The organism is Bifidobacterium aerophilum (genome assembly GCF_010667685.1).
Lineage (GTDB): Bacteria > Actinomycetota > Actinomycetes > Actinomycetales > Bifidobacteriaceae > Bifidobacterium > Bifidobacterium aerophilum.
In genome coordinates, this window is record NZ_WHZW01000002.1 from 1 (window position 1) to 26716 (window position 26716).

28 protein-coding genes and 1 tRNA gene are annotated in these 26716 nt (G+C 60.3%); 18 read left to right on the plus strand and 11 right to left on the minus strand.

Translation table 11 applies throughout. The features are described 5' to 3' along the window. Window positions 1-87: 87 nt before the first annotated feature. The 3 genes from GFD25_RS11985 to GFD25_RS00935 all read right to left on the minus strand — a co-directional run bounded on the left by GFD25_RS11985 (window position 88) and on the right by GFD25_RS00935 (window position 4983). Complete coding sequence (locus tag GFD25_RS11985; protein ID WP_204314724.1) at window positions 88-2976, minus strand: extracellular solute-binding protein; 2889 nt, start codon at window positions 2974-2976, stop codon at window positions 88-90. A gap of 1 nt (window position 2977) precedes the next feature. Beyond that, the gene (locus tag GFD25_RS00930) at window positions 2978-3787 is read right to left on the minus strand and encodes an ABC transporter ATP-binding protein (RefSeq protein WP_163229045.1); all 810 of its coding nucleotides are present in this window, start codon (window positions 3785-3787) and stop codon (window positions 2978-2980) included. A gap of 326 nt (window positions 3788-4113) precedes the next feature. Beyond that, complete coding sequence (locus GFD25_RS00935; RefSeq protein WP_163229048.1) at window positions 4114-4983, minus strand: MurR/RpiR family transcriptional regulator; 870 nt, start codon at window positions 4981-4983, stop codon at window positions 4114-4116. A gap of 141 nt (window positions 4984-5124) precedes the next feature. Between GFD25_RS00935 and GFD25_RS00940 the strand changes: the two genes are divergently transcribed. Further along, window positions 5125-7377, plus strand: a complete 2253-nt coding sequence (locus GFD25_RS00940; RefSeq protein ID WP_163229050.1) for an alpha-L-arabinofuranosidase C-terminal domain-containing protein — start codon at window positions 5125-5127, stop codon at window positions 7375-7377. A 177-nt stretch (window positions 7378-7554) separates the two neighbouring features. Further along, a complete protein-coding gene (locus GFD25_RS00945) occupies window positions 7555-8751 on the plus strand; it encodes an SLC13 family permease (RefSeq protein WP_163229052.1) in 1197 nt (398 codons plus the stop codon). Window positions 8752-8844: 93 nt separating this feature from the next. Here the strand turns inward: GFD25_RS00945 and GFD25_RS00950 are convergent, their stop codons facing one another. Then, window positions 8845-9240 (minus strand): hypothetical protein, encoded by a 396-nt coding sequence (locus tag GFD25_RS00950; protein WP_163229054.1) that lies wholly within the window; start codon window positions 9238-9240, stop codon window positions 8845-8847. Between the two features lie 9 nt (window positions 9241-9249). Further along, a complete protein-coding gene (locus tag GFD25_RS00955; RefSeq protein WP_163229056.1) occupies window positions 9250-10269 on the minus strand; it encodes a trypsin-like serine peptidase in 1020 nt (339 codons plus the stop codon). A gap of 197 nt (window positions 10270-10466) precedes the next feature. Between GFD25_RS00955 and GFD25_RS00960 the strand changes: the two genes are divergently transcribed. After that, window positions 10467-11039, plus strand: a complete 573-nt coding sequence (locus tag GFD25_RS00960; RefSeq protein WP_163229058.1) for a hypothetical protein — start codon at window positions 10467-10469, stop codon at window positions 11037-11039. 89 nt (window positions 11040-11128) lie between these two features. On the opposite strand, the gene GFD25_RS00965 is transcribed toward GFD25_RS00960, so the two are convergent. After that, entirely contained in the window at window positions 11129-12688 is a 1560-nt protein-coding gene (locus GFD25_RS00965; RefSeq protein WP_239512339.1) for an aldehyde dehydrogenase family protein, read from the minus strand. A gap of 349 nt (window positions 12689-13037) precedes the next feature. Between GFD25_RS00965 and GFD25_RS00970 the strand changes: the two genes are divergently transcribed. Beyond that, window positions 13038-14006, plus strand: coding sequence for a ketopantoate reductase family protein (locus GFD25_RS00970; RefSeq protein ID WP_163229062.1), 969 nt, complete (start codon window positions 13038-13040; stop codon window positions 14004-14006). A gap of 422 nt (window positions 14007-14428) precedes the next feature. Here GFD25_RS00970 and GFD25_RS00975 read toward each other — a convergent pair whose 3' ends face one another. Then, a complete protein-coding gene (locus GFD25_RS00975; RefSeq protein ID WP_163229064.1) occupies window positions 14429-15154 on the minus strand; it encodes a helix-turn-helix domain-containing protein in 726 nt (241 codons plus the stop codon). Between the two features lie 123 nt (window positions 15155-15277). Between GFD25_RS00975 and GFD25_RS00980 the strand changes: the two genes are divergently transcribed. The 11 genes from GFD25_RS00980 (at window position 15278) to GFD25_RS01030 (ending at window position 22398) form a co-directional block, all read left to right on the plus strand. Beyond that, window positions 15278-15547, plus strand: a complete 270-nt coding sequence (locus GFD25_RS00980) for a helix-turn-helix domain-containing protein (protein WP_163229066.1) — start codon at window positions 15278-15280, stop codon at window positions 15545-15547. Then, window positions 15544-15729 (plus strand): hypothetical protein, encoded by a 186-nt coding sequence (locus GFD25_RS00985; RefSeq protein ID WP_163229068.1) that lies wholly within the window; start codon window positions 15544-15546, stop codon window positions 15727-15729. Before GFD25_RS00980 ends, GFD25_RS00985 begins: the two co-directional genes overlap by 4 nt. A 216-nt stretch (window positions 15730-15945) precedes the next feature. Next, a complete protein-coding gene (locus tag GFD25_RS00990) occupies window positions 15946-16179 on the plus strand; it encodes a hypothetical protein (protein WP_163229070.1) in 234 nt (77 codons plus the stop codon). A 111-nt stretch (window positions 16180-16290) separates the two neighbouring features. Beyond that, the gene (locus GFD25_RS00995; RefSeq protein WP_163229071.1) at window positions 16291-17526 is read left to right on the plus strand and encodes a DUF3987 domain-containing protein; all 1236 of its coding nucleotides are present in this window, start codon (window positions 16291-16293) and stop codon (window positions 17524-17526) included. Window positions 17527-17758: 232 nt separating this feature from the next. Then, complete coding sequence (locus tag GFD25_RS01000) at window positions 17759-18715, plus strand: tyrosine-type recombinase/integrase (RefSeq protein ID WP_239512330.1); 957 nt, start codon at window positions 17759-17761, stop codon at window positions 18713-18715. Continuing rightward, the gene (locus GFD25_RS01005; protein ID WP_163229076.1) at window positions 18712-18891 is read left to right on the plus strand and encodes a hypothetical protein; all 180 of its coding nucleotides are present in this window, start codon (window positions 18712-18714) and stop codon (window positions 18889-18891) included. Before GFD25_RS01000 ends, GFD25_RS01005 begins: the two co-directional genes overlap by 4 nt. A gap of 126 nt (window positions 18892-19017) precedes the next feature. Further along, entirely contained in the window at window positions 19018-19920 is a 903-nt protein-coding gene (locus GFD25_RS01010; RefSeq protein ID WP_163229078.1) for a phage major capsid protein, read from the plus strand. Beyond that, the gene (locus tag GFD25_RS01015; RefSeq protein WP_163229080.1) at window positions 19920-20270 is read left to right on the plus strand and encodes a hypothetical protein; all 351 of its coding nucleotides are present in this window, start codon (window positions 19920-19922) and stop codon (window positions 20268-20270) included. The genes GFD25_RS01010 and GFD25_RS01015 overlap by 1 nt, the downstream gene beginning before the upstream one ends. 25 nt (window positions 20271-20295) lie before the next feature. Then, complete coding sequence (locus GFD25_RS01020) at window positions 20296-20508, plus strand: hypothetical protein (RefSeq protein WP_163229082.1); 213 nt, start codon at window positions 20296-20298, stop codon at window positions 20506-20508. A gap of 57 nt (window positions 20509-20565) precedes the next feature. After that, the gene (locus GFD25_RS01025; RefSeq protein ID WP_338024594.1) at window positions 20566-20928 is read left to right on the plus strand and encodes a hypothetical protein; all 363 of its coding nucleotides are present in this window, start codon (window positions 20566-20568) and stop codon (window positions 20926-20928) included. 186 nt (window positions 20929-21114) lie between these two features. After that, on the plus strand, window positions 21115-22398 hold the full coding sequence (locus tag GFD25_RS01030; RefSeq protein WP_163229084.1) for a tyrosine-type recombinase/integrase: 1284 nt from the start codon (window positions 21115-21117) through the stop codon (window positions 22396-22398). Window positions 22399-22438: 40 nt separating this feature from the next. Here the strand turns inward: GFD25_RS01030 and GFD25_RS01035 are convergent. From GFD25_RS01035 to GFD25_RS01050, 4 genes are all read right to left on the minus strand, one after another. Further along, window positions 22439-22512 (minus strand) — tRNA-Arg (locus GFD25_RS01035). 67 nt (window positions 22513-22579) lie between these two features. Beyond that, the gene (locus tag GFD25_RS12500) at window positions 22580-23044 is read right to left on the minus strand and encodes a DUF3139 domain-containing protein (protein WP_420837534.1); all 465 of its coding nucleotides are present in this window, start codon (window positions 23042-23044) and stop codon (window positions 22580-22582) included. After that, window positions 22938-23648 (minus strand): hypothetical protein, encoded by a 711-nt coding sequence (locus GFD25_RS01045; protein WP_163229088.1) that lies wholly within the window; start codon window positions 23646-23648, stop codon window positions 22938-22940. The genes GFD25_RS12500 and GFD25_RS01045 overlap by 107 nt, the downstream gene beginning before the upstream one ends. A 122-nt stretch (window positions 23649-23770) precedes the next feature. Beyond that, window positions 23771-24316 (minus strand): hypothetical protein, encoded by a 546-nt coding sequence (locus tag GFD25_RS01050; protein ID WP_163229090.1) that lies wholly within the window; start codon window positions 24314-24316, stop codon window positions 23771-23773. On the opposite strand from GFD25_RS01050, the gene GFD25_RS01055 reads away from it, so the two are divergent. From GFD25_RS01055 to GFD25_RS01065, 3 genes are all read left to right on the plus strand, one after another. Continuing rightward, window positions 24315-24836 (plus strand): metallophosphoesterase, encoded by a 522-nt coding sequence (locus GFD25_RS01055; RefSeq protein WP_163229092.1) that lies wholly within the window; start codon window positions 24315-24317, stop codon window positions 24834-24836. The genes GFD25_RS01050 and GFD25_RS01055 overlap by 2 nt on opposite strands. Next, the gene (locus tag GFD25_RS01060) at window positions 24719-25396 is read left to right on the plus strand and encodes a hypothetical protein (RefSeq protein ID WP_163229094.1); all 678 of its coding nucleotides are present in this window, start codon (window positions 24719-24721) and stop codon (window positions 25394-25396) included. Before GFD25_RS01055 ends, GFD25_RS01060 begins: the two co-directional genes overlap by 118 nt. Window positions 25397-26000: 604 nt before the next feature. Next, window positions 26001-26705, plus strand: coding sequence for an ABC transporter ATP-binding protein (locus GFD25_RS01065; RefSeq protein WP_204314727.1), 705 nt, complete (start codon window positions 26001-26003; stop codon window positions 26703-26705). Window positions 26706-26716 lie beyond the last annotated feature (11 nt).

Genomic DNA, 26716 nt, shown 5'->3' on the forward strand with positions numbered 1-26716 from the left:
GAGACCTACCTCTCCGATGTTCACCTCGCGCTCATCGCCATCCACCTCAAACGACCCTTAGAGTAAACACACCCTAGTAGAAACGACTCACTTCCCTTGCGCGATGCGCTTGCATTCGGCGGAGAAGTCCTGGTGCTGCTGCAGCAGGTCGACGGTCAGGGGCTTGGGGAACGTCTTGGAACGCTTGGACGCGTTGGCGGGGGCCTTTTCGCCCACGTACAGCGGCGTCGGATACGTTTCGAGCAGTTCCTTGCGGCCCTGGTCGATGATCACCGCGGCCATCTTCTGCGCCTTCGGGTTCGTCATGCGGCCCTTGTCGAGCACCGCCACCGATTCGGTCAGCGAGTAGTTGCCCTCCTCCGGGTCGACGTAGTCGATCGGCAGGCCCTTCTTCTTGTCGGCGACGGCCTGATGGCGCAGGCCGAAGCCGATCGCCACCTCGCCCGAACGCACGGCCTTCAAGGGTCCGGAACCGGACTGTTCAAGGTGCGGGCCGGCGTTGCGGTAGATCGCGGTGAGGATCTGCTTGCCTTCCTCGCCGGTGCCGTACGCGTCCGCGATCGCCTGGATCATCAGCCAGCCGGTCGACGAACCTTCCATGTCGGGCACGGAGATCAGCCCCGCGTACTTCGGGTCCGCGAGATCCTTGAAGCTCTTCGGCGCATCCACACCGGCCGCCTCAAGCGCCTTCGTATTGACGATGATCGCGCCCTCCTGCGCGGTGGTCGGACGGCGGTAGTCCGGCGCCTTCGAGTTTTCGGACGTGCCCAGCAGCTGGGACTTCACGTCGGTCAGCGGCGCGAACATGTGGTTGCGCTCCTGCGCCGAATCGACGTAGTAGGAGCTCATGGTGAGCATGTCCGCCTCGAGCGCCTTGCCTTCGGCGAGCATCTTGCCGCCGAGCTCGGAGGTGCCGAAGCTCTGGATGATGTACTGGTCCTTGAACCCGTTGTTGTCGAGCGCGTGCTGGAAGGCGACCACGGCCTCGTCGTCGGCGTTCGTGTAGATCACGACCTGGCCGTTGGCGGAGGCGGTGGACGTCGCACCGAAGCCGAAGCTGACGAGCAGCACGGCGAGCACGGCCGACAGTCCGGCGGTGAACGCGTTGCGGGCGCGGCGGTTGCCGCTGGTCGGCAGCGGGAAGTCCGGCGTGCCGTTCTCGGCGGCCTGCACCGCTGCGGTCAGTCGGGTGTCGGCGGCGACGGTGGAGCGTGCGGCGGCGACCTGCGGCGTGCGCACGGTGGCGCGCGCGGTCGCGCGGCTGCGGGCACGTTCGGCGGAACGGTCGCGCGTGGCGAACGCGATCACGCCCTTGACGACGAGGTTCGTCACGAGGATGAGCAGCGACAGCACGAACACGTCGTCGAACTTGGCGATGTGCTGCAGCGCGGAGATCTTCGTGGTGATGACCTGCGTGCGTGCGCCGGTCAGGAACACGACCGCGGAGATCGTGACCATCGCGTTGACGAAGTAGTAGCCGAACACCTGCAGGATCGTCGGCAGCGCGTTCGGCGTGACCACGCGTACGATCGTCTTGATCCAGTTGTCGCCCATGAGCTTGGCGGTCGTTTCCCAGCCGGCGTTCATCTTCGACAGGGAATCCTTGATCATCTGGTACGGGGTGGCGAAGTAGTGGATGATGTTCGCCGCGATCAGGATCCAGAACGTGTTCTGCAGTCCGGAGCCGGAGAACGCGAACAGGAACGCGATGCCGAGCACCATGCCGGGCACGGTGTTGATGATCGCCGAGATCGCGTCGACCGAACGCTTCGCCCAGTTCGGCAGCTTGGAGCGCGAGGTCACGAGTCCGGCCGCGTACGCGAACAGGCAGCCGATGATGGCGGTCATCACGGCCACGTACAGCGAGTTCGTGAACACCTGCGTGAGTTCCGAATCGGTGAACATGTTCGCGATGTGCGCGAACGTCGGCGCCGTGTTGAACGGCCATTCGGAGACGAACGGGATGAGCAGGATCACCGCGAACACCGAGAGCGTGCACACGAGCACGACCACGGAGGCGATGCCGCATGCCCAGTCGCGGCGCGGTCCCTTCGGCAGGTCGACCTGGCTGATCTGCTTGTAGCGGATCGCGAACCGTTCGAGCACGGTCATCAGGATGATCGAGATGATCGAGGGGATGAGCATGAACACGGCGATCACGGCGCCGCGGTTGAAGTTCGGGATCGAGCCGAGCATCTGGTTGAACAGCGTCATCGCGAGCACGTCGTACTCGCCGCCGACCGACGTCGGGATGCCGTAGTCGGTGAACGCGAGGAAGAACGATTGGATGAACGCGACGGCCATCGTGCCGATCAGCGGGCGCAGCACCGTGTTGAGGAACGTGGTCAGCGGCTTGTCGCCCATGATGTGCGAGACGATGATGAACTTCTTGTCGACGAACTGGAAGCTGTTGTTGATCAGCAGGAAGCAGGTCGGCAGCGTGTAGATCACATAGCCGAGCAGCAGGCCGTTGAACCCGTAGATGTCGAACAGCTGGTGGCCGCCGAGCAGGCGGGTGATCAGGCCCTGCTTGCCGAACGAGTAGATGATCGCGAATCCGTACGTGATGGTCGGCAGCAGCATCGGCAGCTGCGCGAGCAGTCCGATCGCGCGCTTGAAGCCGGCCGGCACGTTCGTGCAGTTGATCGTGTACGCGAGCAGGAACGCGAGCAGCACGGCCACGAGGGCGGACACCGCGGAGACCGCCAGCGAGTTGGTGATCGAGCGTGTGAATTCGGGGCGCGAGAGCACGGCCGCGTAGTTGGCGAGCGTCGCGCTGCCGTCCGCCGTGGTGAACGACTTGACGATGACGAGCGCCATCGGCACGACGAGGAACGCGGCGAACGCGACGGCCACGATGACCAGCAGAGTCCACAGTTCGGTCTGCTTCGGCGCCTTCGGACGGCGTTCGTAATTGACGATTTCGGGGCGGATGTTGGGCAGCTGATTGGCCGCCTGGATCGATTCGGCGGACATGTCAGGCCTCCTGCGCGCTCTGCTCGGCGGCGGCCGGCTGCGCGTTCGCCGCCGTCGCGTGCGCGTCGCCTTCGTTGAACAGCGTGTAGATGTTGTTGCGCTTGACCTCGAGCTGGTGCAGGATGAACTTCTTCACGAAGTCGGACGCCGGGTGCTCGATGATGTTCTCCGGGGTGTCGTACTGTGCGATCTTGCCGTGGTTGATGATGAGCACGCGGTCGCTCATCGTGCACGCCTCCTCGGGGTCGTGCGTGACCATGATCGTCGTGAGCTTGTACTGTTCGACGATCTGCTTGATCTTCGCCTTGATCGACTCCTTGATCACGCCGTCCAATGCGCTCAGCGGCTCGTCGAGCAGCAGCAGCTTCGGCTTCATCACCAGCGTTCGGGCGAGCGCGACGCGCTGCTTCTGACCACCCGACAGCTCGTCGATGCGCTTGCCGAGATGCTCCTCGAGTCCGAGCAGGGAGATGAGCTCCTTGATCTCGCCTTCCGAGGAGATGCCGGGGTTGTTGCGCAGACCGTACGTGATGTTCTCGTAGGCGGTGAGGTTCGGGAACAGCGCGTAGTCCTGGAACACGATGTTGAACCCGCGCTTCTCCATCGGCACCTGCGTGAGATCCTCGCCGTTGTAGAGGATCTGCCCGCTGGTCGGATCGGTGATGCCGAGGATGATGTTGAGCAGCGTGGTCTTGCCGCCGCCGGACGGGCCGAGGATCGACATGATCTGGCCGTCTCCCAGCGTCAGGCTGATGCCGTTGAGGACGTGCGTGTCCCCGAAGGATTTGGTGATGTTCTTCAATTCGAGCATATTTCTCAACTTGCCTTCCGGCAGGCTGCCCGCAGCGGCCTGCTCGTTATCGACGCCGGACCGTGCGCCGGCGTCTCCGTTCGGTATTCAGTTATGTGCGACCGAACTTCACGCCGCAGTTTCCATCGTCCGCCCGTGCGGCGGCGGCGCGTGCCAGTTGAGGGGAAAGGTCAATAAAAGAATGGTGAACAATGCGTAAAACTACGCCACGCCGTTGTAGTTTCGTAGTCCATGGACGTTGCGTGGCGTTTTTCGCTCACCGAGCATGCGCTCAGCGAGCGTTTTCTGCCACGGGGGGTGCGGTCCACGAGGTGCCGCGGAACGGGTCAGCCGTGGTATTCGCGGTCGGCGATGATCCTGCCGGAACGGTCGAGTTCGGTGGAGAAACGGCCGTAATCGCTCAGGATCACGCCCATGTACAGCATGTCCACGATCGCCGTGTGGGCGACGCGCGAGAAGATCGCGTTGCCGTAGATCGTGTGTTCGCCGTGGCCGGCCAGCAGGCACACGTCGGCCCATCCGGCCAGCGGCGTGCCTGCGGCGTTCGTGACGGCGATCGTGTGCGCGCCCCGCGACTTCGCCAGCCGAAGGGCCTTGACGGTGTCGGCCGAGGATCCCGAATAGGAGAAGGCCACCGCCGTGTCGTTCGCGTCGAGATGGCCGGCGCCGATCTGCTGCAGGTAGGCGTCGGTATTCAGCCTGGCCTTCAGGCCGAGATATCCGAGCTTGGTGAACAGGTCGGTGGCCGGCACGAGTGAATTTTCCACGCCGTAGATGTCGATCATCGACGCCCCGGCGATCAGGGACACGGCTTTGCGGAACGCGGTCTGGTCCAGGGCCGACGCCAGATCGTCGAGCAGCGTTTTCGCGCTGTTGACGGCCTTGGCCGGCACGCCGTCCACGTCGTCCCACGGGTTGAGGTCGAACCCTTCCAGCGGGTCGAAGGTCACGCGGCGCTCCGCTTCGGGATGACGCAGCACATATCGCAGTTCGCGGTACCCGCCGAAGCCGAGCTTGCGGGAGAACCGGATCACCGTGGGCTGGCTGACCCGGGCCGCCTGCGCGAGCTGACCGACGGTGAGTTCCGCGGCCTCGGTGAGGTGATCGCGAACGTATTGGGCCACGGCCCGTTCCGCAGGGCGCAACGAGGGATACACGTGGTCGATGCGTTCGCGAATGCCGACCGAGGATTGCATGACGTCTCCTTCACGCCTTGACTCACTGTTCGGCATTCAGCTTATGCGGTTCAGACGAGTTTTCGTGCATCGGAAGTTGAAGACCGGATGAACACGCATTGAACAGTTCGCTGGGGAGCGGTTGGGACGATAATGGGACGCATGGTGACGATAACGGTGGGCATGCCGACGCATCCGGCCAGCGAACGGCTCTACGGCGTCTTCTTCGAGGACATCAACCACGGCGCGGACGGCGGCCTGAACGCGAACATGGTGAACAACTACAGCTTCGACGGCGTGTACCTGCGCCACGAATCGTTGCGGCTCAAAGGCGCCGACCGGTGGCGTACCGAAGCCGACCCGCTGCGCAACTGGCGGTTCGACGGACTGTCCGCGACCAGCTGCGGCACCGAGATCCGCGGGGAGCACGGCCAGCGGGTCGCCACGGACTGTCCCGCGCCGCCGATCCACCGCAACAGCCGATACACGCGCATCGCGATCACACGTCCGGACGACGGCGTTGCGAACGGTGATGTCGCGGACGGTGAATGCGCGGCCGCGTCCATCGAAAACCTCGGATACAACGGCGACGGCGACCATGCGGACTCCTGCGCGATGGCGGTCGAATCCGGGCACGCCTACGATTTCTCCGCGTGCGTCCGCCCGGTCGCGCCGTCTCCGGACGGCACGCCGGTCACGCTGCGCGTCATCGTGCTCGGCGCCGACGGGCGCCCGCTCACCGACGACGTGCGTTTCGACGTCGACCGGTTCGCCGGCGAGCCGATGCGAGACGGCTGGATCCAGGTACGGCATCGGCTCAGCGGACTCGGGACCGGCTACGGCAAACTGCATATCGACGTGACCGGCGAACCGGACGCGACGTTCGACCTTGACTGCGTCACGTTCATGGACGCGGACTCGTGGGGTGCGGGCGATCCGAAATGGCGGCATGGCCGGCTGCGGCGCGACCTGGTCGAATCGATCGCCGCGCTGAAGCCCGCATTCATGCGTTTCCCCGGCGGCTGCATCGTAGAAGGCGTCACCCCGGGCAACGAATACCGGTGGAAGGATACGGTCGGCGCGCTGCCGGCCCGCCGTCAGCAGGCCAACATGTGGGCGTTCAAGACGCCCGACGGCTCCACATACTCGCAGAGCTACCAGATCGGCTTCTACGAGTACTTCTGCCTGTGCGAGGACCTCGGCGCCAAGCCACTGCCGACCCTGTTCGCCGGCATCACCTGCCAGTCGCCGTACCGCGACCCCAAGCACGTCGACACCGACTCCGACTGGTTCCGCAACGTCGTCGTGCAGGACTACCTCGACCTCATCGACTTCGCCAACGGCGACCCGGACACGAGCGCATGGGCGGCCGCGCGGCGCGACATGGGCCATCCCGAATCGTTCGGACTCGACATGATCGGCGTGGGCAACGAGAACTTCGGCGCGGACTACGTCGAAAAATTCGACGCGATCAGCCGAGCCATCCACGCCAAGGACCCGCACATGCTGTGCGTGATGAGCGCCGGATTGTTCCCGTTCCGGCTGCCGATGAGCCGGGCGTGGAACCACGCGCACCAGGTCGCGGCCGGGCAGGTGCCGGGCGTCGAAGCAACGCGCGATGACGGAGCCGGCCGTGACGCCGACGAGCCGGGATTCGGCGAGCCGTCCATCCTCGTGGACGAGCACGCATACCATTCCGCGGACTGGTTCATCTCGCAGGCCGACCGGTTCGACGACTACCGTCGCGACGGCACCGGCGTCTACTTCGGCGAATACTCCGCCAACGGATACTTCGCCGCCCAGCCGCAGGACTACGACCACGCCAGCCAATGGCGGTCCGCGCTCGGCGAAGCAGCGTTCCTCACCGGCTGCGAACGCAATTCCGACGTTGTCAAGATGACGTCGTACGCGCCGCTGCTGTCTCACGTCACCGGGCACGGCTGGGAACAGAACCTCATCGAATTCAACCCGGCGTATGTCATGCCGAGCGTCAACTACGAGGCGGAGCGGCTGTTTTCGACGAACTACGGATCGTTTGCCTGTTCGTGCACGACCGACGGGGAAACGGACGGCCTGTTCGTGTCCGCCACCGGTGACGACGCGCAGGGGAGCGGAGCCGATGCCGCTCGCGGGGCACGGCGGTTCGTCAAACTCGTCAATACCGGACAGACGCGCATCGGCGTCACCCTCAATGTCGCCGTACCGGTCACGGGAACCGACCCGCTGCGATCCCTGCACATCGAAACGTTGGCCGCCGACCCGCACGAGCGCAACACGATCGGCTACATCGGCTCCGGACATGACTGCGTCAGCCGTACGGTACGCGACTCCGTGCTGCCGTCCGACGCCGCGGCGCCGGTGCGCATCGCCCTCACTTTGCCCGCGTACAGCATCACGCTGGTGCGACTGTCCTGATGCGACGCTACGTGTTCGAATCCGAAGATCGGTCGGAACGGGAGGGCATGCGGCCGTAAGGCTGAGCGGGTGTATACGGCGAAATCGGTCGGAAAACAACACGTCGAGACGACGTAATTGGCTTGTTTCCCCGCTAAAATCATCCACGGTTAACGAACGGTGAACTTCGGAGGAACAATGCGTCGCTGGGCCATCGAGCTGCTCAAAAGCGAAACGATCCTGATCGTCGCCACGGTGCTCGCGATCATCTCCTGCTTCATCGTTCCGCCCGACGCCGACTACAAGGACTGCGTGCACATGAGCACGATCAGCCAGCTGGTGTGCCTCATGCTCGTGGTGTGCGGCTTCCAGCGCATCGGCGTGTTCCGCATCATCGGCTCGCGGCTCTTGCACCACGTCGGCACCGCGCGCGGCCTCGTGATCACGCTCATCTCGCTCACGTTCTTCTCCGCGATGCTCATCACCAACGACGTCGCGCTCGTCACGTTCATCCCGTTCGCGATCTCCGTGCTCATCATGGCCGACATGGAGGAGCATGCCGTGCTCGTCGGCACGCTCATGACCATCGGCGCGAACGTGGGCAGCATGCTCACGCCGATCGGCAACGCGCACAACCTGTATCTGAAGGCGCTCACCGGCATGCCCGCGATGGAGATGATCGGCATCATGGCGCCGTATTCGGCCACGGCTGCCGTCATGCTCGTCATCATCTCGTGCATCGTGTTCGGCAAGAAACCCGTTTCGGAATTCCGCTCGCTCGACGGCGCCGGCATCGAACAGGGCGTCCTCGCCCCGTCCAGCGAAGGCCACCGGCCCGACGAGATCCGCATCACCGGCTACGGCGCGGGCTACGGCGGCTGGCGCACCGTCGTGTACACGCTGCTGTTCGTCGTCTGTCTGCTCGCGGTGAGCGATTTCATCCCGTTGTGGGCCATGTGCGTGATCGTGTTCGCCGCGTTCCTCGTGTGCGACCGCAAGGTGTTCAAGAACGTCGACTGGGGTCTGCCGCTCACGTTCACCATGTTCTTCATCTTCATCGGCAACATGAAACGCGTGCCGGAATTCTACGAACTGGCCGCGTCCTTGGTCAACATCCGCCCGCTCGAGGTCGCGGTCGGCTCCAGCCAGCTCATCAGCAACGTGCCGACCACGCTGCTGCTGTCCGGCTTCACCGAACAGTGGCGTCCGCTCATCATCGGCACGAACCTCGGCGGCATGGGCACGCTCATCGCGTCGATGGCCTCGCTCATCGGCTACAAGAACGTCGTGCGCAAGTACCCGCATCAGAAGGGCCGCTACCTGGCCGTCTACTCGGCCGTCAACGTGCTGTTCCTCATCGTGCTCGTCGGGCTGAGCTGGATCATCGAGCCGTGACGTCGCCGACGCGGCAATGGCGTTTGGTGATCCGTTGTGCAGACAGGTGCCGATAGGAGTTCCGAATCGGCACCTGTCTGCACAACGGATCACCTACCGGGAAACTGGATCGTTGAGTTCAAGAACGATTGTCTGATGCTCTTTCCGTTGAACGGTAAATTCCTTTTCAGAATATAGAAAAGTAATTCCATTGTTATTTATATGCGGACAGTTTGCTTGTATGGTCCACATGCCAGCTGTTAATTCCGGTTTTATTATTCCTTTGTCATTCGTATAAAGAGCCATGGCGATATTATTTTTCGTATTTTCGCTATTTTTGAGGAAGGCCACGGAACATTGTGATTGCGGATCGCCATTGACGTCCACTAATTGAATGGTGACACGAGAAGTATATTTCGGATTGCTATTTGAGATAACGAAAATTGTTGTTGCTGATATGACAAATATCAGCAACAACAATAATGACTTCATATATTTAGTCAATCTCATGATTTTCTATTATAATCCGTCCTTATTGGCGTCATTGTATAATTTGTATGTTCTGTCGTTGAATCGGGGACTATAAAGAATCTGACTTTCCTCGTTTGCTGCCGAAGAAAGACCGTTGGCCCAACCAATGCCAGTTGAAGAATTGTAGAGTTGGAGCCAAGGTCCTCCCGAAGCTCCTCTTGCATTTTTGAAACTGCAATCCGTTGCTTGAAGAATGTTTCCAATATTCAGAGGAGAGACTGTAGTGACCTTGGACGTACAGGATTGGGGTATTTGATTATCTCCCGGATCGGCAGGATATCCTATTATTGTGGCGTCAAAATTTCCGAGATTGGAATGACCGAATCCATGTCCTCCATACTTTTTAACGAGTTCTGCAGTGCCTGAGGGAAGAATAGATGAGTTTATTGTAATGAATCCAATATCATTGGGTATGTCGGAACTTTTTATTGATTCATTTTCGAGCTCGGCCTTATTTATCCAATCGGTAAAAACTCTTGCCGTTCCTCCGGGATACATTTGATGACTGCCGCCTGTAGGTGCGGCATTAGGGGCAAACATGAAGTTACTGTGCCAGTTCTTATTCTTTCCGTCATGCAGACAATGAGCGGCAGTGAGTATTAATTTTTTCGAGCTACTATTAATCAAGGATGCGGTACAACTTCCCTGGCCATCGTCCGTTGAAAATAGGAGTAATCCAGTGGGCTTGGAAGACTGATCCTTATCGAAACCGGATCTAGCGGAGGGTATTTCAGGTGCACTGGGAGGGGTGGGTTGAAAAGTTGTTGTGATGTCATTTTCGATAGTCGATGCGTGGCTTCCGTCCTCCTTGATTGTTGTAATGTCAATCCGGTTTGAAATGGCGTTATTGATATTCTCTTGATTCCAATAAGTGTATGGATTAGCCCTACTATTGTTAATAGTATACGATGTGGTACTATCTGAATAATAGCTATTGGATGTTATGGGTAAGATGTCGTTTTCATTTGGATTATTGTTTGTTGCATAGGCTGCACTTGTGGGGATCAATGACAGTAATCCGCACAATGTGATGCTAAATAGTTTTTTTTATCATTAGCCCTTCTTCGTTGAAGATTGTTTTTGGGATTGCAACTATGCAATCCAATAACGATTATACATCGTCTCGGGTGTGGTCTGACCGGCGTGGTTTTATCATGGATGTATTGAAACATGGGTGTTCTGGTCTGTTGACGGGGGAGAACTTCATGGAAAAGACCCCGCAGAAGAGGCGCCGCGAACGCGTCGCGCGCATTGTCGCCGGCGTGGTCGCCGCGCTGATCGTCATCGGACTGCTGCTGTATTACGTGCCGTGGCCGCAACGCATCCGTATCGACGGCGATGCGTACCGGGCCGACAAGAACGCCGGTTCCGATACCTCGTACACGATATCGCTGGACGTGACCCGACTGCACTATCTGTTTCGGGAGGACCGGCTGACCGGACACGTCGTCATTCGTCCGGCCGGCGGCGGGAATGCGGTGGTCGATCATGACCTCGACCGTTCGGTGTGGTGCATCACGGATGTGACCCAGCCCGGCACCAAGGACACGGTCTCGTATTTCAGCGGATTCTGGGTCGGCTACACCGACTCGGGCCCTGACATGACGCAGGTGAGCGGCCTGCTGACGGCCGACCGGACCTCGATGTTGATCGAGGTCAACGGGGGCCAGGACCGAGGCGTCTACATCGCGCCGGCCTCCGACGAACAGTCCGCCGAGAAGATCAAAGCCGAACTCGGCAAGGTCTTCGACGTGAACGGCTGGATCGACCGGCAATAAGTACTTTTTGTATCTTTTTGTTGGTAGGTGATGTACAAGTTTTTTTGAACCATGTACATGGTTTATGTTGAGACTTGGGTTGTTGAGTGCTACTTGCCGAAGTCGGTAAGCATGGAGATGAGGGCGCGCTTGCGCTTGGTGTAGGGCGGGTAGATGGCGGCGAGCGTGTCGGGGAGCGTCGGCTTGGCTACGACGGTCTTGACGTGGCTGAACTCGAGAAAACCGGCATAGCCGTGGTATGCGCCCATGCCCGACGCGCCGACGCCGCCGAACGGCAGGCGGCTGGACATCAAATGCCCGAGCGGCAGGTTGAAGCCGAGCGCGCCCGAACTCGTATCGCGCTCGAAGCGACGGCGCGTGGCGGCATTGCGGGAGAAGACGTAACAGGCCAGCGGGCGCGGGCGAGCGTTGATGAACGCGACCGCCGAGGCTGCGTCCGCGATCTCCAGGATCGGCAGGATCGGACCGAAGATCTCCTCCTGCATCACCGGTGCGTCCGGTGAGACATGCGTGAGTATGGTCGGCGCAATATGACGGTTCGCCCGGTCGCCGTACCCGCCGCAGACGATATGCGCGGCGGACGACGGGCCATCGGGATTCGGCATCAGCGACATCAGCCGGTCGTAATGACGGTCATTGACGATCTGCGCGTAGCTGGGCGACCATACGTGCGCGTCGCGAGCATCATCGTGACCGTTGCGATCATCCGGCCGGCGGCCGTCTTCCGTCGTGCCGTCGGCCGCAACGGTCCTCAGCCGTCCGTCATTCCGACCGATGCGGGTGTTCGAGTCGTTGCCGGACGCGACGACATCGCGCCGTCCGCCGGTCATCCCGAACATCTGATACGCCGCCTTCGCGATGCGTTGTGCCAGATCGTCGGCGACATCCGACGTGGCCAGCACGTAGTCGGGCGCGACGCACGTCTGTCCGGCGTTGACGAACCGGCCCCATGCAATGCGCCGCGCGGCCGTATCCAAGTCAGCCGTGCAGTCGACGAACACCGGCGACTTGCCGCCCAGTTCCAACGTGATCGGTGTCAGCTGCTTCGCCGCGGCCTCCATCACGATCCGGCCGACCCGGCCGCCGCCCGTATAGAAGATATGGTCGAACGGCTGCTCCAACAGTTCGCCGGTCTCCTGCGCGCCGCCCTGCACCACGGCGAACGCGCGGCGGTCAAGATACCGGTCGACCAACGTCGCCAGCACGCGACCCGTCTTCGGCGAGAGTTCCGACGGCTTCAGACACACGCAGTCGCCCGCTGCGATCGCATCGACCATCGGTTCCAGCGACAGCAGAACCGGATAATTCCACGGCGAGATCACCAACGCCACGCCCTTCGGCTCCGCAACCGTCCACCCGGCCGCCGGCTGCAAAAGCCAGTGCATCGGCTTCGGTTTGCGGGCAGTCCAACGGGCCAGACGGGGACGTGCGAACCGAATCTCCTCCAATACCAGATTGATCTCCATGAGCATCGTCTCGGCGACCGGTTTGCCGAAATCGTCACGCGCCGCACGCGCCAGCCGAGTACTCTGCTCGCGCAGCATCCGCTCCATCGCATCCAACTGTGCGCGCCGCCAACGCAACGGCCGCGTCACGCCGCTGCGGAACGTCTTATGCAGACGATCGATCGCTTCGTGCGCGGTGGCCATCGCATCGGCCGTACGTACCGCCGTCGGTACCGTGGAATCCACACCATTCGAGCCGCCGTATTCGTTCATGATCCCGTTATACCAGCGATCGTCACACTGCGGCCGACAACGCGACTTGTTGACGCGCGGTGATACTGTATGACCCGGAAAAAGCCGCGGAACACGTCGCACAACGGTCCACAAGACCGTGGCGCACGGGCCGCGACGGCGCTCGCCGCAACCATCATCAATGGGCGACGAACGGAACATGTGGTAACACCGGGTTCGGCGAAGCGACGTGACATACCGCGTCCTCACGAACATGCCGGTGGCCAGATCGAACGCAACGAATCAATCGCAAGGAACAACTATGCGTTATACGGTAATCGGCGCGGGCGCGATGGGCCTGCGCTACGGCATCCTGCTGCAGGAACACACGGACGCGCACGTCGACTTCATCGACGCGTGGGCGCCGCACATCGACAAGATCCGCGAACAGGGCGGCGTGTACGTCAGCCGCGACCACGAAAATCGTCGACTCATCCCGATCAACCTGTACACGCCGGAGGAATACGACGGCGACCCGGACGTGTGGATCATCTTCATGAAGCAGATGCAGCTCGAGGACATGCTCAAGCGCTGCGCCCACCTGTTCAAGGACCATCAGGTCGCGTTCAGCGCGATGAACGGCTGGGGCCACTTCGAGAAGATCTCCCAGTACTTCTCCGAGGACCGCATCTACGGCGGCACCGCGCTCGTCGCCACCGTGCTGAACGGCCCGGGCGACGTGGACTTCATCGGCAAGTCCGGCGCCGGCACCATGCACATGTGCGCCATGACCAACGAGGTCACCGACATCGAGAAGGCGATCTTCGCGGATTTCCAGAAGGCCAACCTCAACCCGGAGATCTCCGACGACTTCAAGGGCATGTGCATGGCCAAGATCGTGTTCAACTCCGTGGTGAACACGCTGTGCACCATGTACCAGATCACGATGGGCCAGTTCATCAGCTACCCGGGCGCCCGCGACATGGCCATGCAGCTGATCAACGAGGCGTACGACGCGTGCGAGCGCGCCGGCATCAAGCTCATCAACACGCGTGCCGAGGAGCTGGAATCGGTCGATTACGTCAGCCGTACCGGCAACCCCTTGCACTACCCGTCGATGTACCAGGACATGAGCCGCGGCCGCAAGACCGAGGTCGACTACATCAACGGCTACATCGCCAGGATTGGCCGCGAACACGACTACGTGTGCCGCACCCACGAGTTCCTCACTCATGGCGTGCACCTTGCGGAGCTCGCGTTCCAGTACCATCACCAGAACGACGCCAAGTGATGTTGCGGCCGTCATGTCAGTCGTGATGCCGCCGGTTCGACATCCGAAAGACCATGCGGCGCATGTGCGTAATTGCCTGCAGCGTCTTCTCCAGTGCGAAACCTACAGCAAAACCCTTGGAAACCTGAAAGGTCAGTGTTTCCAAGGGCTTTCTCGTGACCCCGGCCGGGCTCGAACCGGCGACCCTGAGATTAGGGGACACAATTAACGAGCCATTATGACGCATTGGGACAGAGCGAGAAACGTTGATTTCATTGGGTTCTACCAATTCTTAAATCTCACTTCATCATGCGCGACAATGACGTTTTATGAAGTCCATTGCACACGAAGTGCACACCGATATAAATACGCACCTCTTCTGTTCTCCGAAATAAGGCATATGAAATACCGGGATAGCCAGAGGAAGCACAAAACAGCATTCGTTATTCCGATTTTCTTTTTTGCGCCGCTCTTACTTGTTTGGCGAGCTTGTCAAGTGCGTTAACGTCCCATCGTGGACTGCTGATAACGTATGCGCTTTCCAGCCATTCGGACGTTTCTTCGATGATGGAGCGTGTTGCGCTGCCTCGTTTTTGCGGAGAGGCGTTTTCCCCTACAACTCGTTCTATCTCTTCATCGAGTGTGTGTCCATATGATGCGAAACACAGGTACGCATACAGTCTAGCCGAAACACCGATTTTCTTGGCAGCTCGTTCTTCTGTAGCCGTTGGCGTGTGTGTGGCGAAAAACTCAAGCAAATCGCGGTCATGTTGGTATTCGTCTGAGGTTGCAAGATTCAAGATATATTGGTCTCTGCTGTCCAGTTTTTCGCTTAGTTGAACCTCGCTGCCCGATAGCACCTTCATTAATTGCGTAGCCGTAAGCGAAGACGACTCAGCGACACTCACCTCTTGCAAATCCTTGAATATGTCAGAGATCGTCAAACCAGCTAAATCGCGTTGTCGCCTCAGGTCATTTATCGATGCCAGCAACAAGATGATCGTCGTTAATGAGTCCGCTTTGCCGCTTCCTTTCTCTATATCCCTGATTTTGGCAGCAGTCCAACCACTACCATATTTGCGCGATGCTGTGGCTACGTCATCCAGCGTTAGGCCATGTTCGTCGCGGTATCGCCTCAAAAAACTGCCGACCGCCTCGTTGATTCTCATGTTTTGAAATCTTAGCAATCAAAACGGCGCGTCACGAAAGAATCTATTTGGGAATTTCCCAACGTGTGATATTGTAAGTTATACGAGTTGGGAATTTCCCAATCTGACAATTTGGAGGTAATCATGACTACTGATGTGCTAACCGTTGCGCCGGCGTTCTCGGAGATCGCCGGACAGCTTGCCCCGCTTAACACCGCGGAAAAGGTGAGCGAGGTCGTCGGAATTCCCGTGAACACGCTGAACGACTGGCGCACCAAGGGGAAAAACCTGAGGTTCGTGAAGCTGGGACGCGCCATCTACTACCGGCGTGACGATGTGCTCGACTATCTGCAATCCCAAGTGTTCAACAGCACGGCGGAAGCCAAGGCCGCGAGCGCCGGGGGCGTGCGATGAGCGGCGCGATTCGTTTTGAGAACGAGTACGACCCGGATCGTCCGTTGATCGTTGACCGTTACCCGGCCGGCTTCTACGTGTTCCGGATCGGCGCGGAAGAGTTGACGGCGCATCCCGTGAGCCTGTCGCCGTCGCAGGTCGGCGACCTCGTGGCGTTCCTCACGAAGGGGGTGGGGTTATGAGCCGGGTAATCGTTTTCGCTTACAAATGCTCGTTCGTGATTACCCGCATGGGGTTCGCCGTGTGCTGGATCGCCGCTATCGGCTTCACCCAAGCCGAGGACTACGGGCGGGCGCTCGCGGCGCTCGCCGTCACGGGACTGTGCCTATGGGTTATGGAAACGCCCGGCGTCGGAAATTGGGAGTCGACGCCGGGCAGTGAGAGAGAGGTTCCGAACCTTGGTAAAACCAGAAGCCCTCGTGTCGTCCAGTCTACCCCCACGGGACTACGCCGGCGAGCGCCGTTACATGGAGGATGTGGCCGCGTATTACCGGTATCTGAACCGGGCGGCGGAATTGAGGGAGCTGGAATACCTTCATGGCGTGTGGCCGCAGGGCACGCGGCAGACGTACGCGAACGGGTATACGGCGGGATACAACATGGCGCTTGCGAGGGCGCTGACTGGACGTTAGGGGCTGGATGCTATGGGCGATTATGAACGGTTCTTTGCTTGTCGTGAGTGGCTGCGGTATGCGTATGGGTACGCGCGGGCGGTTCGCGTCAGCCCTTGGGGCTTGGCGGGGATGCTGCTGGTTCGCGTGTGCGCGCTGACGCCGCCGAACGTGGTGGCGCGTCTGACCGACGCCGATCTTCCCATGACGTTGAATCTCGATATGGCGCTTGTCGGCCCCAGCGGCAGCGGCAAGGGGAAGATCATGAGTCATGCGCGGCATCTGATCCCGACGCCGGAAACGACGGAACTCGTGGAGGTCAAGCCGAAGACGGGCGAGAGCATCCCGGCGAAGTTCGTGTCCAAGATTCCCAAGCTCGACGCGGACGGAAAGCCGGTCAAGGGCGAGTACGAGGACGATATCGTGGCGAGCAAGTGCCTTGTGCTGATACCCGAGATCGTGTCGCTTCGTGCGTCGATGAACCGTCAGGGTTCTACGATGCTGCCGACGCTGCTGGAGGGGTTCAGCAACGAGCCTCTTGGCGACGACACGAAGGGCAAGCAGTACCAGATCAAGATACCGCCGTATGCGTATCGTCTGGCGGGCGTGGTCGGCGTGCAACCGTCCAATTCGGGCGTGCTGTTCGATGAGGCCGACACCGGGCTTGCGGGCCGTTTCCTGTACATGCCCAGCACCGACCCGGACGCGCCGCCGTCGTGCGAGAAGCCGGACAGGCCGGCCGACCCGTTCCCGTTCGACCTTTACGACCTGCCCATGTCGGTGGACAAGAGACAGCGTGAGGCGTTGTACGAGTTCGGTTCGCGCGAGGCCATGCCGGGCGGTGGCGAACGAGGGTACCCGTTGACCGAGATCACGTTTCCGGCCGAGGCGAGCGGCTACGCGGACACCATGCAGCTGCTGTCATGCAGGGGCGAGGCCGACCCGTTGGACGCGCACCGCATCGAGATCGTGGCGCGTATAGCCGCGCTGCTCGCCATCATGGAGCGACGAACGGAAGTGGATACGGAAGACTGGCGGCTCGCGCTTACGCTCATGGACAAGTCGGACGAGACGCGCGCCGTATGCCTGTCCCAGAAACGGCAGTCCGCCGTGAACTGGGAGGCCGAACGCATCGCCACGAAGAACGACGCGATGGATCAGGTCGAGACGCGCAACGTCGGCAAGGCGAAGGCGAGGATACTCAAGCTGCTTCAGGACAACCCCAGCGGCATGACCCGCAAGCAGCTCGTCAACGCATGTTCGGGCGGATACCGCAAAAGCGCCGACGCGGCCATCGAGCACCTGTATTCCACGGGCGAGATCAGCAGCAACGGCGACGACGAACACACCGTCTGGTACCCCGCGTGACATTCACGCATTCCCGCAACAGGCGTCTACCGTCGTCTACCCGTCTACCCCTACTGCCGTAAGGGTTTCGACCGTCTACCAAACCGTCTACCAGCGTCTACCGGACACGAAAAACCGGTAGACGGTAGACGACGGTAGACGGTCACGGTAGACGGTCAAACCCCAATGATTCCAAGGGGTAGACGGGTAGACGGCAAAAACCGGTCAGAAAGAAGAAACGATGAACATGGATATGAGCAAACTACCCGCCTCGTGGCGTGATCCCGTCGCGGGCTTCATCGAGTACAAACGCGCGGGCGGTTGCAGCGAGAAGACACTACTCACCCGCTACTACCAGCTACGACACTTCGCGGACACCTCAGACACGCCGCCCGAACAGGTCACGACCGGGCAGCTCGTGGAGGCGCTCGCGGACGGGCGCTCGCAGGACTCGCGCAAGGGACTGCGCAACTGCTTCGCCACGTTCTTCCGCTGGATGAAGGCGGCGGGACTCGCCGACCACGACCCGGCCGCGACGCTGCCGAACGTCAGGAAGCCGCGCCCGCACCCCAAGCCGTGCCCCGACCGGTACATCACCGCCGCATTGGAGAAGGCCACGAGCGCCGAGCGCGTCATGATCCTCTTGGCGGCGGAATGCGGGCTGAGACGCGCCGAGATCGCCCAAGTGCACCGCGACGACGTGATCGGCACGCAGGGCGCGTACTCGCTCGTCGTGCACGGCAAGGGCGGCAAACAGCGCATAGTGCCCCTACCCGACGACCTCGCCGAGACGATCACGCACTGCGGCGGCTGGATGTTCCCCGGACGATGGAAGGGCCACTGCGAGGAATCGCACATAGGCAAGCACATATCACGCCTATTGCCGGAAGGATACGGCCCGCACAAGCTGCGCCACCGGTTCGCCACCGTCGCGTACCAGCACTCGCACGACATGCTCGCCGTCAGCACCGCCCTAGGCCACGCAAGCACCGAAACCACGCAAATCTACGTGGCGCTCGCCAACGAATCGCTTCGCGGACTCGTGGACGCGGCAACGATCGTGGAAAGGAAAAGCGACCGGGCGACGCCTTCCACGGACGCCGCCCGGCCGATGGGCTGCGCCGCCGCCGCGAACACGGCAACGACGCATCACCACCCACCCAGAACGCAACGATACACGCCCGCACCACGGAAAGGAAGCACACGATGACAACAGCCGACAACGACGGCGCGGAACCGGAACCGTACGCGCACATGAGCCGGGCGCAGCTCATACGCTGCATCCAATCGCTCACCATCGAATCGGCCCGGCACCGACGCGGCAAACGCTCGTGGAAGACCTACGCGCAACGACTGGAACGGGAAATCGGACATGATGTAGAATGACATGCAGCACAAGCCCCTGTGGCTTGATGCAGAAGGCAGCCGGACGGCGCACCAACAACAGCGCCCGCCCGACTGCCTTCACTGGTTTTCCGGACGCGGCGCACACCCACGAAAGGAAACCACATCATGCCAATCGCCACGTCAAACGGCGTACAGGCCGGAACCAAGGTCGTTCGCAGCGAGATGTTCTATCCCGCCCGCGACATCATCCCCACGGCGCTGGTCTACCAGCTCGCCACCAACTGCGGCACCATCGAAGGCGACGAACCGGTGGTAAGCATCCCGATCATCATGCCGATGACAGCGGCCGAGATCATCGCCGAGGGCGAGGAAATCCCCGAGACCGACGCGCTCATGCAATCCATCGACATCCGCACGTACAAGGTCAGCATCCTGTCCGCCGCATCCAACGAGATCGCCGTATACGGCAACACCTCCGACGAGATACAGGACATGCTCGGAGCCGCCATGATCAAGGCGATCGTGGACAAGGCCGACGCGATCCTCCTGCAGAACACCCCGACCACGGACAGTGAAGGCGGCAGGAAGGGGCCGGCCGGACTGTTCAACGCGCCCGGCATCACCACCGGATACACCATCACCACCGGCAACACGATCCCCAACACGCTCGGCCCGCTCGTGGACGCGCTCGCCGCCGTGGCCGCGAAGGGAGCACGCCCCACGCACTTGGTGATGAACTTCGCCACATGGGCCAAGCTGCTCAACCTCAAGTACGCGGACGGACGGCCGATCATCGCACCGGACGTGGCGAACAGCCCCGCCCCGGTCATCTACGGCGTTCCCGTGGTCATCAACGCCCAAGCACCGGACGACAAGATACTCATCAACGACAGCAACGTCGTATACGCGGCCGTCAGCCAAGTACGCGCCGCGTCGAGCGACCACGACAAGTTCAGGAACGACGCCGTCACGTTCCGCACCACGTTCCGCTTCGGCTTCGGCAGCACCAACCCCGAACGGCTCGCCGTCGTGGACATCGCCGCCGCGACCACCGGCAAGGGGGCGTGATGGACGACAACGACAACGCCACCACGGGCGATGAAACGACGCCGGCCGGCGACCGTATCGCGCAGCTCGAAGCGAAGATCGCCGAATACGAGGCCGAGGAAGCACGGCGAGCCGCCGAACAGCAGTACGCCGAATGGGTCAGACAGGTAAGCGAGCAGAACGACATACCCGCCGAGATACTGCGAGGCGACACGCTCGAGGAACTGCAAGCCCACGCCGCCGCGCTCGCCCCGATCATCCACCCCCGTCCCAAGGTTCCCGCCGTCCACGGCGTCGACCGACAGCCCGAAGGCAACCCCTTCATAAAAAACAACAACATCCTGCGCGACCTGCGCTACCTCAACTACTAACCCGACACGAAAGGAAACCCACACCATGAGCACGAACACCTTCACCGAAACCCGCAACCCGGACGGAACCACCACCATGCACGTCAACGACACCATGCAAGCAAAACTCTCATTCGCCAAGGCAACCCACGCGCTCGCCGAGGAAGCCGCGCTGATCGACCTCGAAGCCAAATGCAGAGCGGCCGACGCGCTCGCCGCCATCGCCGACGCGCTGACCGCACGCAACGACGGCGAGTGACACACGACAGGCCGACCGGATCACCCGGCCGGCCTTCCCATATCCAAAGGAGGAACCGTGAGCGGCAACCCCCGCAAACGCAACGGCCACCGCCGACGCTTGGAGCAGCAGCGATGGCGACACATGCAGGCCGACTGCTACATATGCTTCCGCCCCATCGACTACACGCTGCGTTCGCCCAACCCGTACAGCTTCGTGATCGACGAGACGATACCCTTGGCAAGAGGCGGCACCCTGACACACGACAACAGCGGGCCGGCGCACCGATGGTGCAACGCCATCAAAGGCACACACAGTCTGGCATGGGCGCGTGACCGCGTCGCATGGCTCATCGCCCACGGCCAAGCACCACAACACGACACCACGCCATCGGCTTCGACGCCGATCCGCTGCTCGAACTGGTTCGGGGGTGGGGAGTAGCCCCCACCCGCCCCCGCCACGGCCACCACGGGCAAAGGGCCAGTTTTTCCCCGGACGTTTTTCCACAGGGAAAACCACGCGCCAAAACAACGAAAACCATTGGAATCAAGCCAATACGGCAACTCTCAAAACATCGAAATTCACCACATCATCACAAGTAAGCGAACAGAAAACGGAAGGACTGAAATGGCTAAGGCATGGATAGTTGACGAGTGGCTGAGGGATGATGCGCCGGCAAGTGCCCGGCGTCTGTTGAACGCGGCGAAGTACCCGGAGAGGGTGGCTTGCCGTATCCCGGAAAGGTATCGCAAGGCGCGTTTCGGCAGGGGTAAGCGTTGGCGCGTGCAATGGTTCGAGAACGGCGGGCGCAAGACGGGGCGTAGTTTCGCCGCCAAGAAGGATGCCGAGAAGATGGTTTCGGCGATCTCCGACGATCAGTATTCGGGGCGTTACATCAACGAGGCGGATCGTAATAGGACGTTTCGGGATGTGTGCGGCGAGTACATGGCCGGCAAGCATGGCGTGAAGCATTCGACGCTGCGCGGCTATGAGCGGTATCTGCGTATGTACGCGCTGCCGATGTGGGGTGGGCGCGCCGTGGGATCGATCACGCGGGCTGAGGTGTCCAAGTGGGTCGGCGAACTGAGGGACGGCACGGCCCCGCATGATTTCAAGGGCGAGCGCGAGCCGAGAGGCCAACTAAGCGAGAACTATGTCAAGAACGTGTTCAAGGCCACGAAAATGGTGGTGAACTATGCGAAGGCCAACCGGCTGATACTCGATAATCCGTTCGACGGTGTAGAGCTTCCGAGAGACAACAAGCCGGACGACAGCATGGTGTTTCTTGATTACGCTCAGGTGGAACGGCTGGCCGGCGCATGTCTGCCCGGTGATGATCTTCTGGTTCGGATGCTGGCGTACACGGGGCTGCGTCCAAGCGAGATGATGGCGTTACACGTCTCCGATCTCGATTTCGCCGGGCGACGCATCAATGTGGTGAGGAACTTCACCGAAGACAAGAGCGGCAGGCAAGTGGAAGGCACGCCGAAGACGTGGGAGGTTCGGCAGGTAGCCATACCCGCTTTCCTTGTGGACGATCTGCGAGCGCATTGTCATGGCCGGGATGCGGACTGGTATGTATTCACGTCGCGCAAGGGCAAGCGGCTTAATCTGTCGAACTGGAGACGGCGCAACTTCTCAAATGCCGCGAAGCGTGCGAAACTGGACGACATACCCGGCTTGCGACCGTACTCGCTGCGTCACACCTATGCTTCGCTGGCGATCGCTGCCGGCTGCGACGTGAAGACGCTTCAGAATGCGATGGGGCATAAGAACGCCACGGAGACGCTGAACACATACGCGATGCTCTGGCCGGACAGGCTGGATGAGGTGGCCGACGCATTGGCGGAAAACAGGGCGGCGACGTTGAGTGCACGCCATTGCACACCGAACGCAGATTTCATCGAATAGGCAAAGCCCTTGGAACCGTGTGATTCCAAGGGCTTTTACGTGACCCCGGCCGGGCTCGAACCGGCGACCCTGAGATTAGAAGTCACATGCTCTATCCAGCTGAGCTACGGGGCCAAACGAAGGGATAGTATACCAGCATGCCGGTACTTGGCCCGCTGTGATCCGTCGGCCAGTAATGACGTCAGTCATACTGAGACAATGGTTTATAAACAACGTTATCAAAAGAATCTAATCTATTATTGGCAGAATCATAAATATCCAGATACATGGAATTCAGCCGTATATGATCTTTTCTCCACTCTAATAAGTAATAATGATAGTCATATCTATGATACGGATCACTAATATACGTCACCGATATATAATAGCCATCTTGGATATAGTCCTTGAAAACTTTCTTCTGTTGTATATCAGAAGAAGACACTCCTTGCTCCATGGAATAATCAGAGAATTTCATTATGGCCAAAGCGCGTTGAATCGGAAAGTAGTACAAAAAAACCATCAGCAGTACTGAAAGGCAAATGATAAATATTTTTCTCTTAGCCATATTGTTGCACCAAACTAATTCCAGAGATGTCTTCATCGAGCCCATAAGGAACAACGATACGCGTAAACGGAATCGTCGCACTGGGAGTTGACGGTCCATAATAATATGATTGCCATACTAGTTTTGAACAATAGGTTTTATCTGTCGAAGCTAGGTCAAGATTAATATAGTAAGTCGCTTTAGAGTTAACGTATGTTTTTCGAGCCCAATTAGCAGCAGCTGAGGCGACACTCGCGCTTTTATGTCTATATATCTTCGTCCACCCTCCTGGATACAAACTTCCCGTCCAAGCGAGTTGCGATACAGTTTCCGGATTTTTCCCAGGACCAGCAATATGCACAATCCGCAAATCACTATAGGCAATCCCAGAATGTCCCGTTAAACCAAAAGAACTTGTAGCATTAGTTACAAATACATCTCCCGCTTTCATGGCATAATATGAAGCACGATTACTATCGTACACTTTTTCAAATTCGGAAGATTCCTCCAACTCCTTTTCTAACCGAGCCGACCGAATATTAGTTTGATGCCAGATATCAAAACTAACGTCTTCGCCTAAAATACCATCCTCAAGAAGCTGCTGATACCTCGCATATTCTAAATTGTTGATGCTTTCCTCATTCCCTAGGGCATATGCCGTTGGAAAAGGCAATATCAACAACATAACAATGGAAACAAACGCGGCAAGAATTCTTTTCCTCATAATAAGCATCTCCATCAAGTCAATACAGCACCATTGGTGAATGACATTGACAACATAGTCGTTATTGGGAGTTTATCAAAAAATAAAACGATTGTCCATAGCCAGTTTCTCAAAATCGTCTCTCATCCAGCCTCACTCATTTTTGGATGATTATTGAGCCTGACAACTAGTGATATGCTCATAAAACTACTGACTGGCACATGCGTAAAGAGTTCTGCGCCATTGCCGCATTCTCCAGTATTGTATTCCGCTCCCCTAGCGGCTTCTACTTGATTCTCAGTGGAAGCACCACACCTGTCCACGGTTGATTTCGGCCGACATTTGCATTGAATGTTGCATGTGATGCCGTATGGGCGGGCGAACAAGTGCTGTTCGGCGGCCGCGGCGGGATGCTGTCGGGCGTGGTCGTCACGGCCGACTCCCGTGACCTGTGTTATGCCGGCGTGGACGGGAATGGCGTGGACCGGTGGGTGCGTGACGCGTCGTACGACATCGTGCGCCCCGCCGTCGCGGATGCCGGCGATGCGGACACGGAGGTGAACGGCACGGGCGACATGCTGTTCAAGCATGTCGCGGAACGGTTCGTGTGCCGGCTGGGCCACACGCTGCCCGAACCCGAGGCGATGCCGGCGCGCGTATGGCCCACTGGCATCGGCAAACTCGAGCATGGATCGTATTCTGTTCGTCGGGGACATCCACGACAAGGCCGGTCTGGTCTGCCCGATGATCGACGAGACGGCCGATGCGACTGGCGCGGGCGTGATCGTCCTGTTGGGCGATCTGCTCAACGAGTGGGATGTCGACGTCCGGGCCGAGGCCGATTCGCTTGCCCTGCTGGCCGATTGGGTCGAACGCCAACGCGAACGGCGTGAGGTGGTCGTGCTGCTCGGCGACCATTCCATGCTCGTCTACGACCGTGCGACCGGCGATGCATACCGTATCATCTCGTCCCGCGCTTCCGACGAGCGCACGGCCGGGGACGTGACTGACGACCGGATGCTCGCACGTCATCACCACACTACAAAGGAGACGCGGATGGGCGATGAGCTCGGCAAGGAGGAGGCCGTCAGATGCGGTTCACCGATCTGCCGGCGGCCGAGCGGGCCGAGCTGGACGCGTTCGGCCAGACGGTCGCGGCCGAGATGGAAGCGGGCGTCGGCCTGGAGGACGCGCGGCCGATCATCCTGATCGACTTCGACGGGACGGTCAACCAGTTCCCCGACGACATGACACCCAACCGGCACGATCCGGCCGACTGGTTCGTCCCCGACCATGAACAGCGCGTGTGGACCGACCGGCGGCACGGGCACCTGACCCTCACCTGGTCCGGCGAGCTCGTGGACCGACTGCGCGCGTTGGACGCGCGCGTCCTGTGGCTGAGTACTTGGCAGCCGTACACCGGCATCCTCAACCAAACGCTCGGCGTGGACTGGAAGACCGTCACCTGGTACGATCCGGTCACCCTGGAGGGCCTGCGCACCGGCAAGCGCCGCAGCGTGCTGCGCCACCTGACGCTCGCCCGGCCGATCGTCTGGATCGACGACGAGGAAACCACGTACGACGCGGGACTCGCGATCCAATCCGCCCCGCCCCTGGCACCCGTGCTCGGCATTGGCCCGAACGCCCATATTGGCATCAGCCGAACCCAGATGACGTTGATCGAACGGTTCGTCCACCAGCCGCCGGAAGAACCCACGACCACGTTCGACATCCACGGCGACCACCACGACCAGCACTGGGGCTTCTGACCACACAATCACCATGCATGTGGCCGGCCTCCACGCGACGGACGCCGGCCACGCACCCGGGGATTCGCGGGGCCGTCATGCTTCTTTTGTGCCACGGTAGAGGAAAATCGACGAAAAACCGCTACCGTGGCACGCGCATTTGCCACGGTAGCGACGGTAAGCGGTTACTGCGCGAACCGGGACAACATGCGCTCTCGCAAAACCGCGGAATTCCGCCATTTTCGAAATGACGGGATTTCCCCACCATCACGACGCTTGCCACGGTAGCCCCAAATCGCCTTAAATCCGCTACCGTGGCACGCCAACGACAGACATAATGCCCCCGATAGAGCCCGCATCGGCATCGGCCTGACCAACTCCCACCCCGAGCCCAGTGGCCGCCGAACGACCGGACCACCAGACACACAATTCGGCCTATAACCTCCTTCTTCAATCCTCGGTACCCGAATCATCCCTGGGATGGATTGCCGATGCGCATTGCCGTGGCGCAGACTTCTATGAGAGGATAGGAAGCCGTAGGCTTAAGTCGGTGCGATCAAGAAGGGACATGTCAATGGCGATATTCGAAGGCGGATTGCACCCGAAACCGGCCGGGGAAGGGGATATGGCGGCGAGGTCGGCCCGTCCGATGATCGAAGTGAAGAACCTGCGCAAGGAGTATCCGGTCGTCGACGAGACGGTCGTCGCGCTCGAACGCATCAACCTGGCCATTCCGCGCGGACAGATCTGCTGCATCTACGGCGAATCCGGCTCCGGCAAATCCACGCTGCTCAACCAGCTCGCCGGCATGGAGAAACCGACGCGCGGCGGCGTGCGTATCGGCGGCGTGGTCGTCTCCCAGCTGGACGAGCGCGAACTGGCCGCGTTCCGGCAGAAGCATCTCGGCTTCGTGTTCCAGTCGTACAATCTGTTGCCGAATCTCAACGCGGTGGAAAACGTGGCGATGCCGCTCATGTTCCGCGGCATGCCGAAAGCCAAGCGCGAACGGATCGCCAAAGGCATCCTCAAACGGGTCGGCCTCGGCAAGCGCCTGACCCATTACCCGACGCAGATGTCGGGCGGCCAGCAGCAGCGCGTCGGCATCGCGCGCGCGTTCGTGGCACGGCCCGAGGTCGTGTTCGCCGACGAGCCGACCGGCAACCTCGATTCGAAAACGAAGGTCGACGTGATGGAGATGATCGTCTCGTTCGCGCGCGACTTCAACCAGACGATCGTGCTCGTCACGCACGACGACAACATGGCACAGTACGCCGATCGCATCGTCACCCTGCTGGACGGCCGCATCGTCGGCGACCGGCTGACCCACTGAGCCGTCCGTAC

Bases quoted from the DNA above. Each gene is read 5' to 3' on its own strand.
- GFD25_RS11985 (WP_204314724.1), bottom strand. From the start codon at position 2,976: ATGTCCGCCGAATCGATCCAGGCGGCCAATCAGCTGCCCAACATCCGC.
- GFD25_RS00930 (WP_163229045.1), bottom strand. From the start codon at position 3,787: ATGCTCGAATTGAAGAACATCACCAAATCCTTCGGGGACACGCACGTC.
- GFD25_RS00935 (WP_163229048.1), bottom strand. From the start codon at position 4,983: ATGCAATCCTCGGTCGGCATTCGCGAACGCATCGACCACGTGTATCCC.
- GFD25_RS00940 (WP_163229050.1), top strand. From the start codon at position 5,125: ATGGTGACGATAACGGTGGGCATGCCGACGCATCCGGCCAGCGAACGG.
- GFD25_RS00945 (WP_163229052.1), top strand. From the start codon at position 7,555: ATGCGTCGCTGGGCCATCGAGCTGCTCAAAAGCGAAACGATCCTGATC.
- GFD25_RS00950 (WP_163229054.1), bottom strand. From the start codon at position 9,240: ATGAGATTGACTAAATATATGAAGTCATTATTGTTGTTGCTGATATTT.
- GFD25_RS00960 (WP_163229058.1), top strand. From the start codon at position 10,467: ATGGAAAAGACCCCGCAGAAGAGGCGCCGCGAACGCGTCGCGCGCATT.
- GFD25_RS00965 (WP_239512339.1), bottom strand. From the start codon at position 12,688: ATGGCCACCGCGCACGAAGCGATCGATCGTCTGCATAAGACGTTCCGC.
- GFD25_RS00970 (WP_163229062.1), top strand. From the start codon at position 13,038: ATGCGTTATACGGTAATCGGCGCGGGCGCGATGGGCCTGCGCTACGGC.
- GFD25_RS00975 (WP_163229064.1), bottom strand. From the start codon at position 15,154: ATGAGAATCAACGAGGCGGTCGGCAGTTTTTTGAGGCGATACCGCGAC.
- GFD25_RS00980 (WP_163229066.1), top strand. From the start codon at position 15,278: ATGACTACTGATGTGCTAACCGTTGCGCCGGCGTTCTCGGAGATCGCC.
- GFD25_RS00985 (WP_163229068.1), top strand. From the start codon at position 15,544: ATGAGCGGCGCGATTCGTTTTGAGAACGAGTACGACCCGGATCGTCCG.
- GFD25_RS00995 (WP_163229071.1), top strand. From the start codon at position 16,291: ATGCTGCTGGTTCGCGTGTGCGCGCTGACGCCGCCGAACGTGGTGGCG.
- GFD25_RS01000 (WP_239512330.1), top strand. From the start codon at position 17,759: ATGAGCAAACTACCCGCCTCGTGGCGTGATCCCGTCGCGGGCTTCATC.
- GFD25_RS01005 (WP_163229076.1), top strand. From the start codon at position 18,712: ATGACAACAGCCGACAACGACGGCGCGGAACCGGAACCGTACGCGCAC.
- GFD25_RS01010 (WP_163229078.1), top strand. From the start codon at position 19,018: ATGCCAATCGCCACGTCAAACGGCGTACAGGCCGGAACCAAGGTCGTT.
- GFD25_RS01015 (WP_163229080.1), top strand. From the start codon at position 19,920: ATGGACGACAACGACAACGCCACCACGGGCGATGAAACGACGCCGGCC.
- GFD25_RS01020 (WP_163229082.1), top strand. From the start codon at position 20,296: ATGAGCACGAACACCTTCACCGAAACCCGCAACCCGGACGGAACCACC.
- GFD25_RS01030 (WP_163229084.1), top strand. From the start codon at position 21,115: ATGGCTAAGGCATGGATAGTTGACGAGTGGCTGAGGGATGATGCGCCG.
- GFD25_RS12500 (WP_420837534.1), bottom strand. From the start codon at position 23,044: ATGGACCGTCAACTCCCAGTGCGACGATTCCGTTTACGCGTATCGTTG.
- GFD25_RS01045 (WP_163229088.1), bottom strand. From the start codon at position 23,648: ATGAGGAAAAGAATTCTTGCCGCGTTTGTTTCCATTGTTATGTTGTTG.
- GFD25_RS01055 (WP_163229092.1), top strand. From the start codon at position 24,315: ATGGATCGTATTCTGTTCGTCGGGGACATCCACGACAAGGCCGGTCTG.
- GFD25_RS01050 (WP_163229090.1), bottom strand. From the start codon at position 24,316: ATGCTCGAGTTTGCCGATGCCAGTGGGCCATACGCGCGCCGGCATCGC.
- GFD25_RS01060 (WP_163229094.1), top strand. From the start codon at position 24,719: ATGCGGTTCACCGATCTGCCGGCGGCCGAGCGGGCCGAGCTGGACGCG.
- GFD25_RS01065 (WP_204314727.1), top strand. From the start codon at position 26,001: ATGGCGGCGAGGTCGGCCCGTCCGATGATCGAAGTGAAGAACCTGCGC.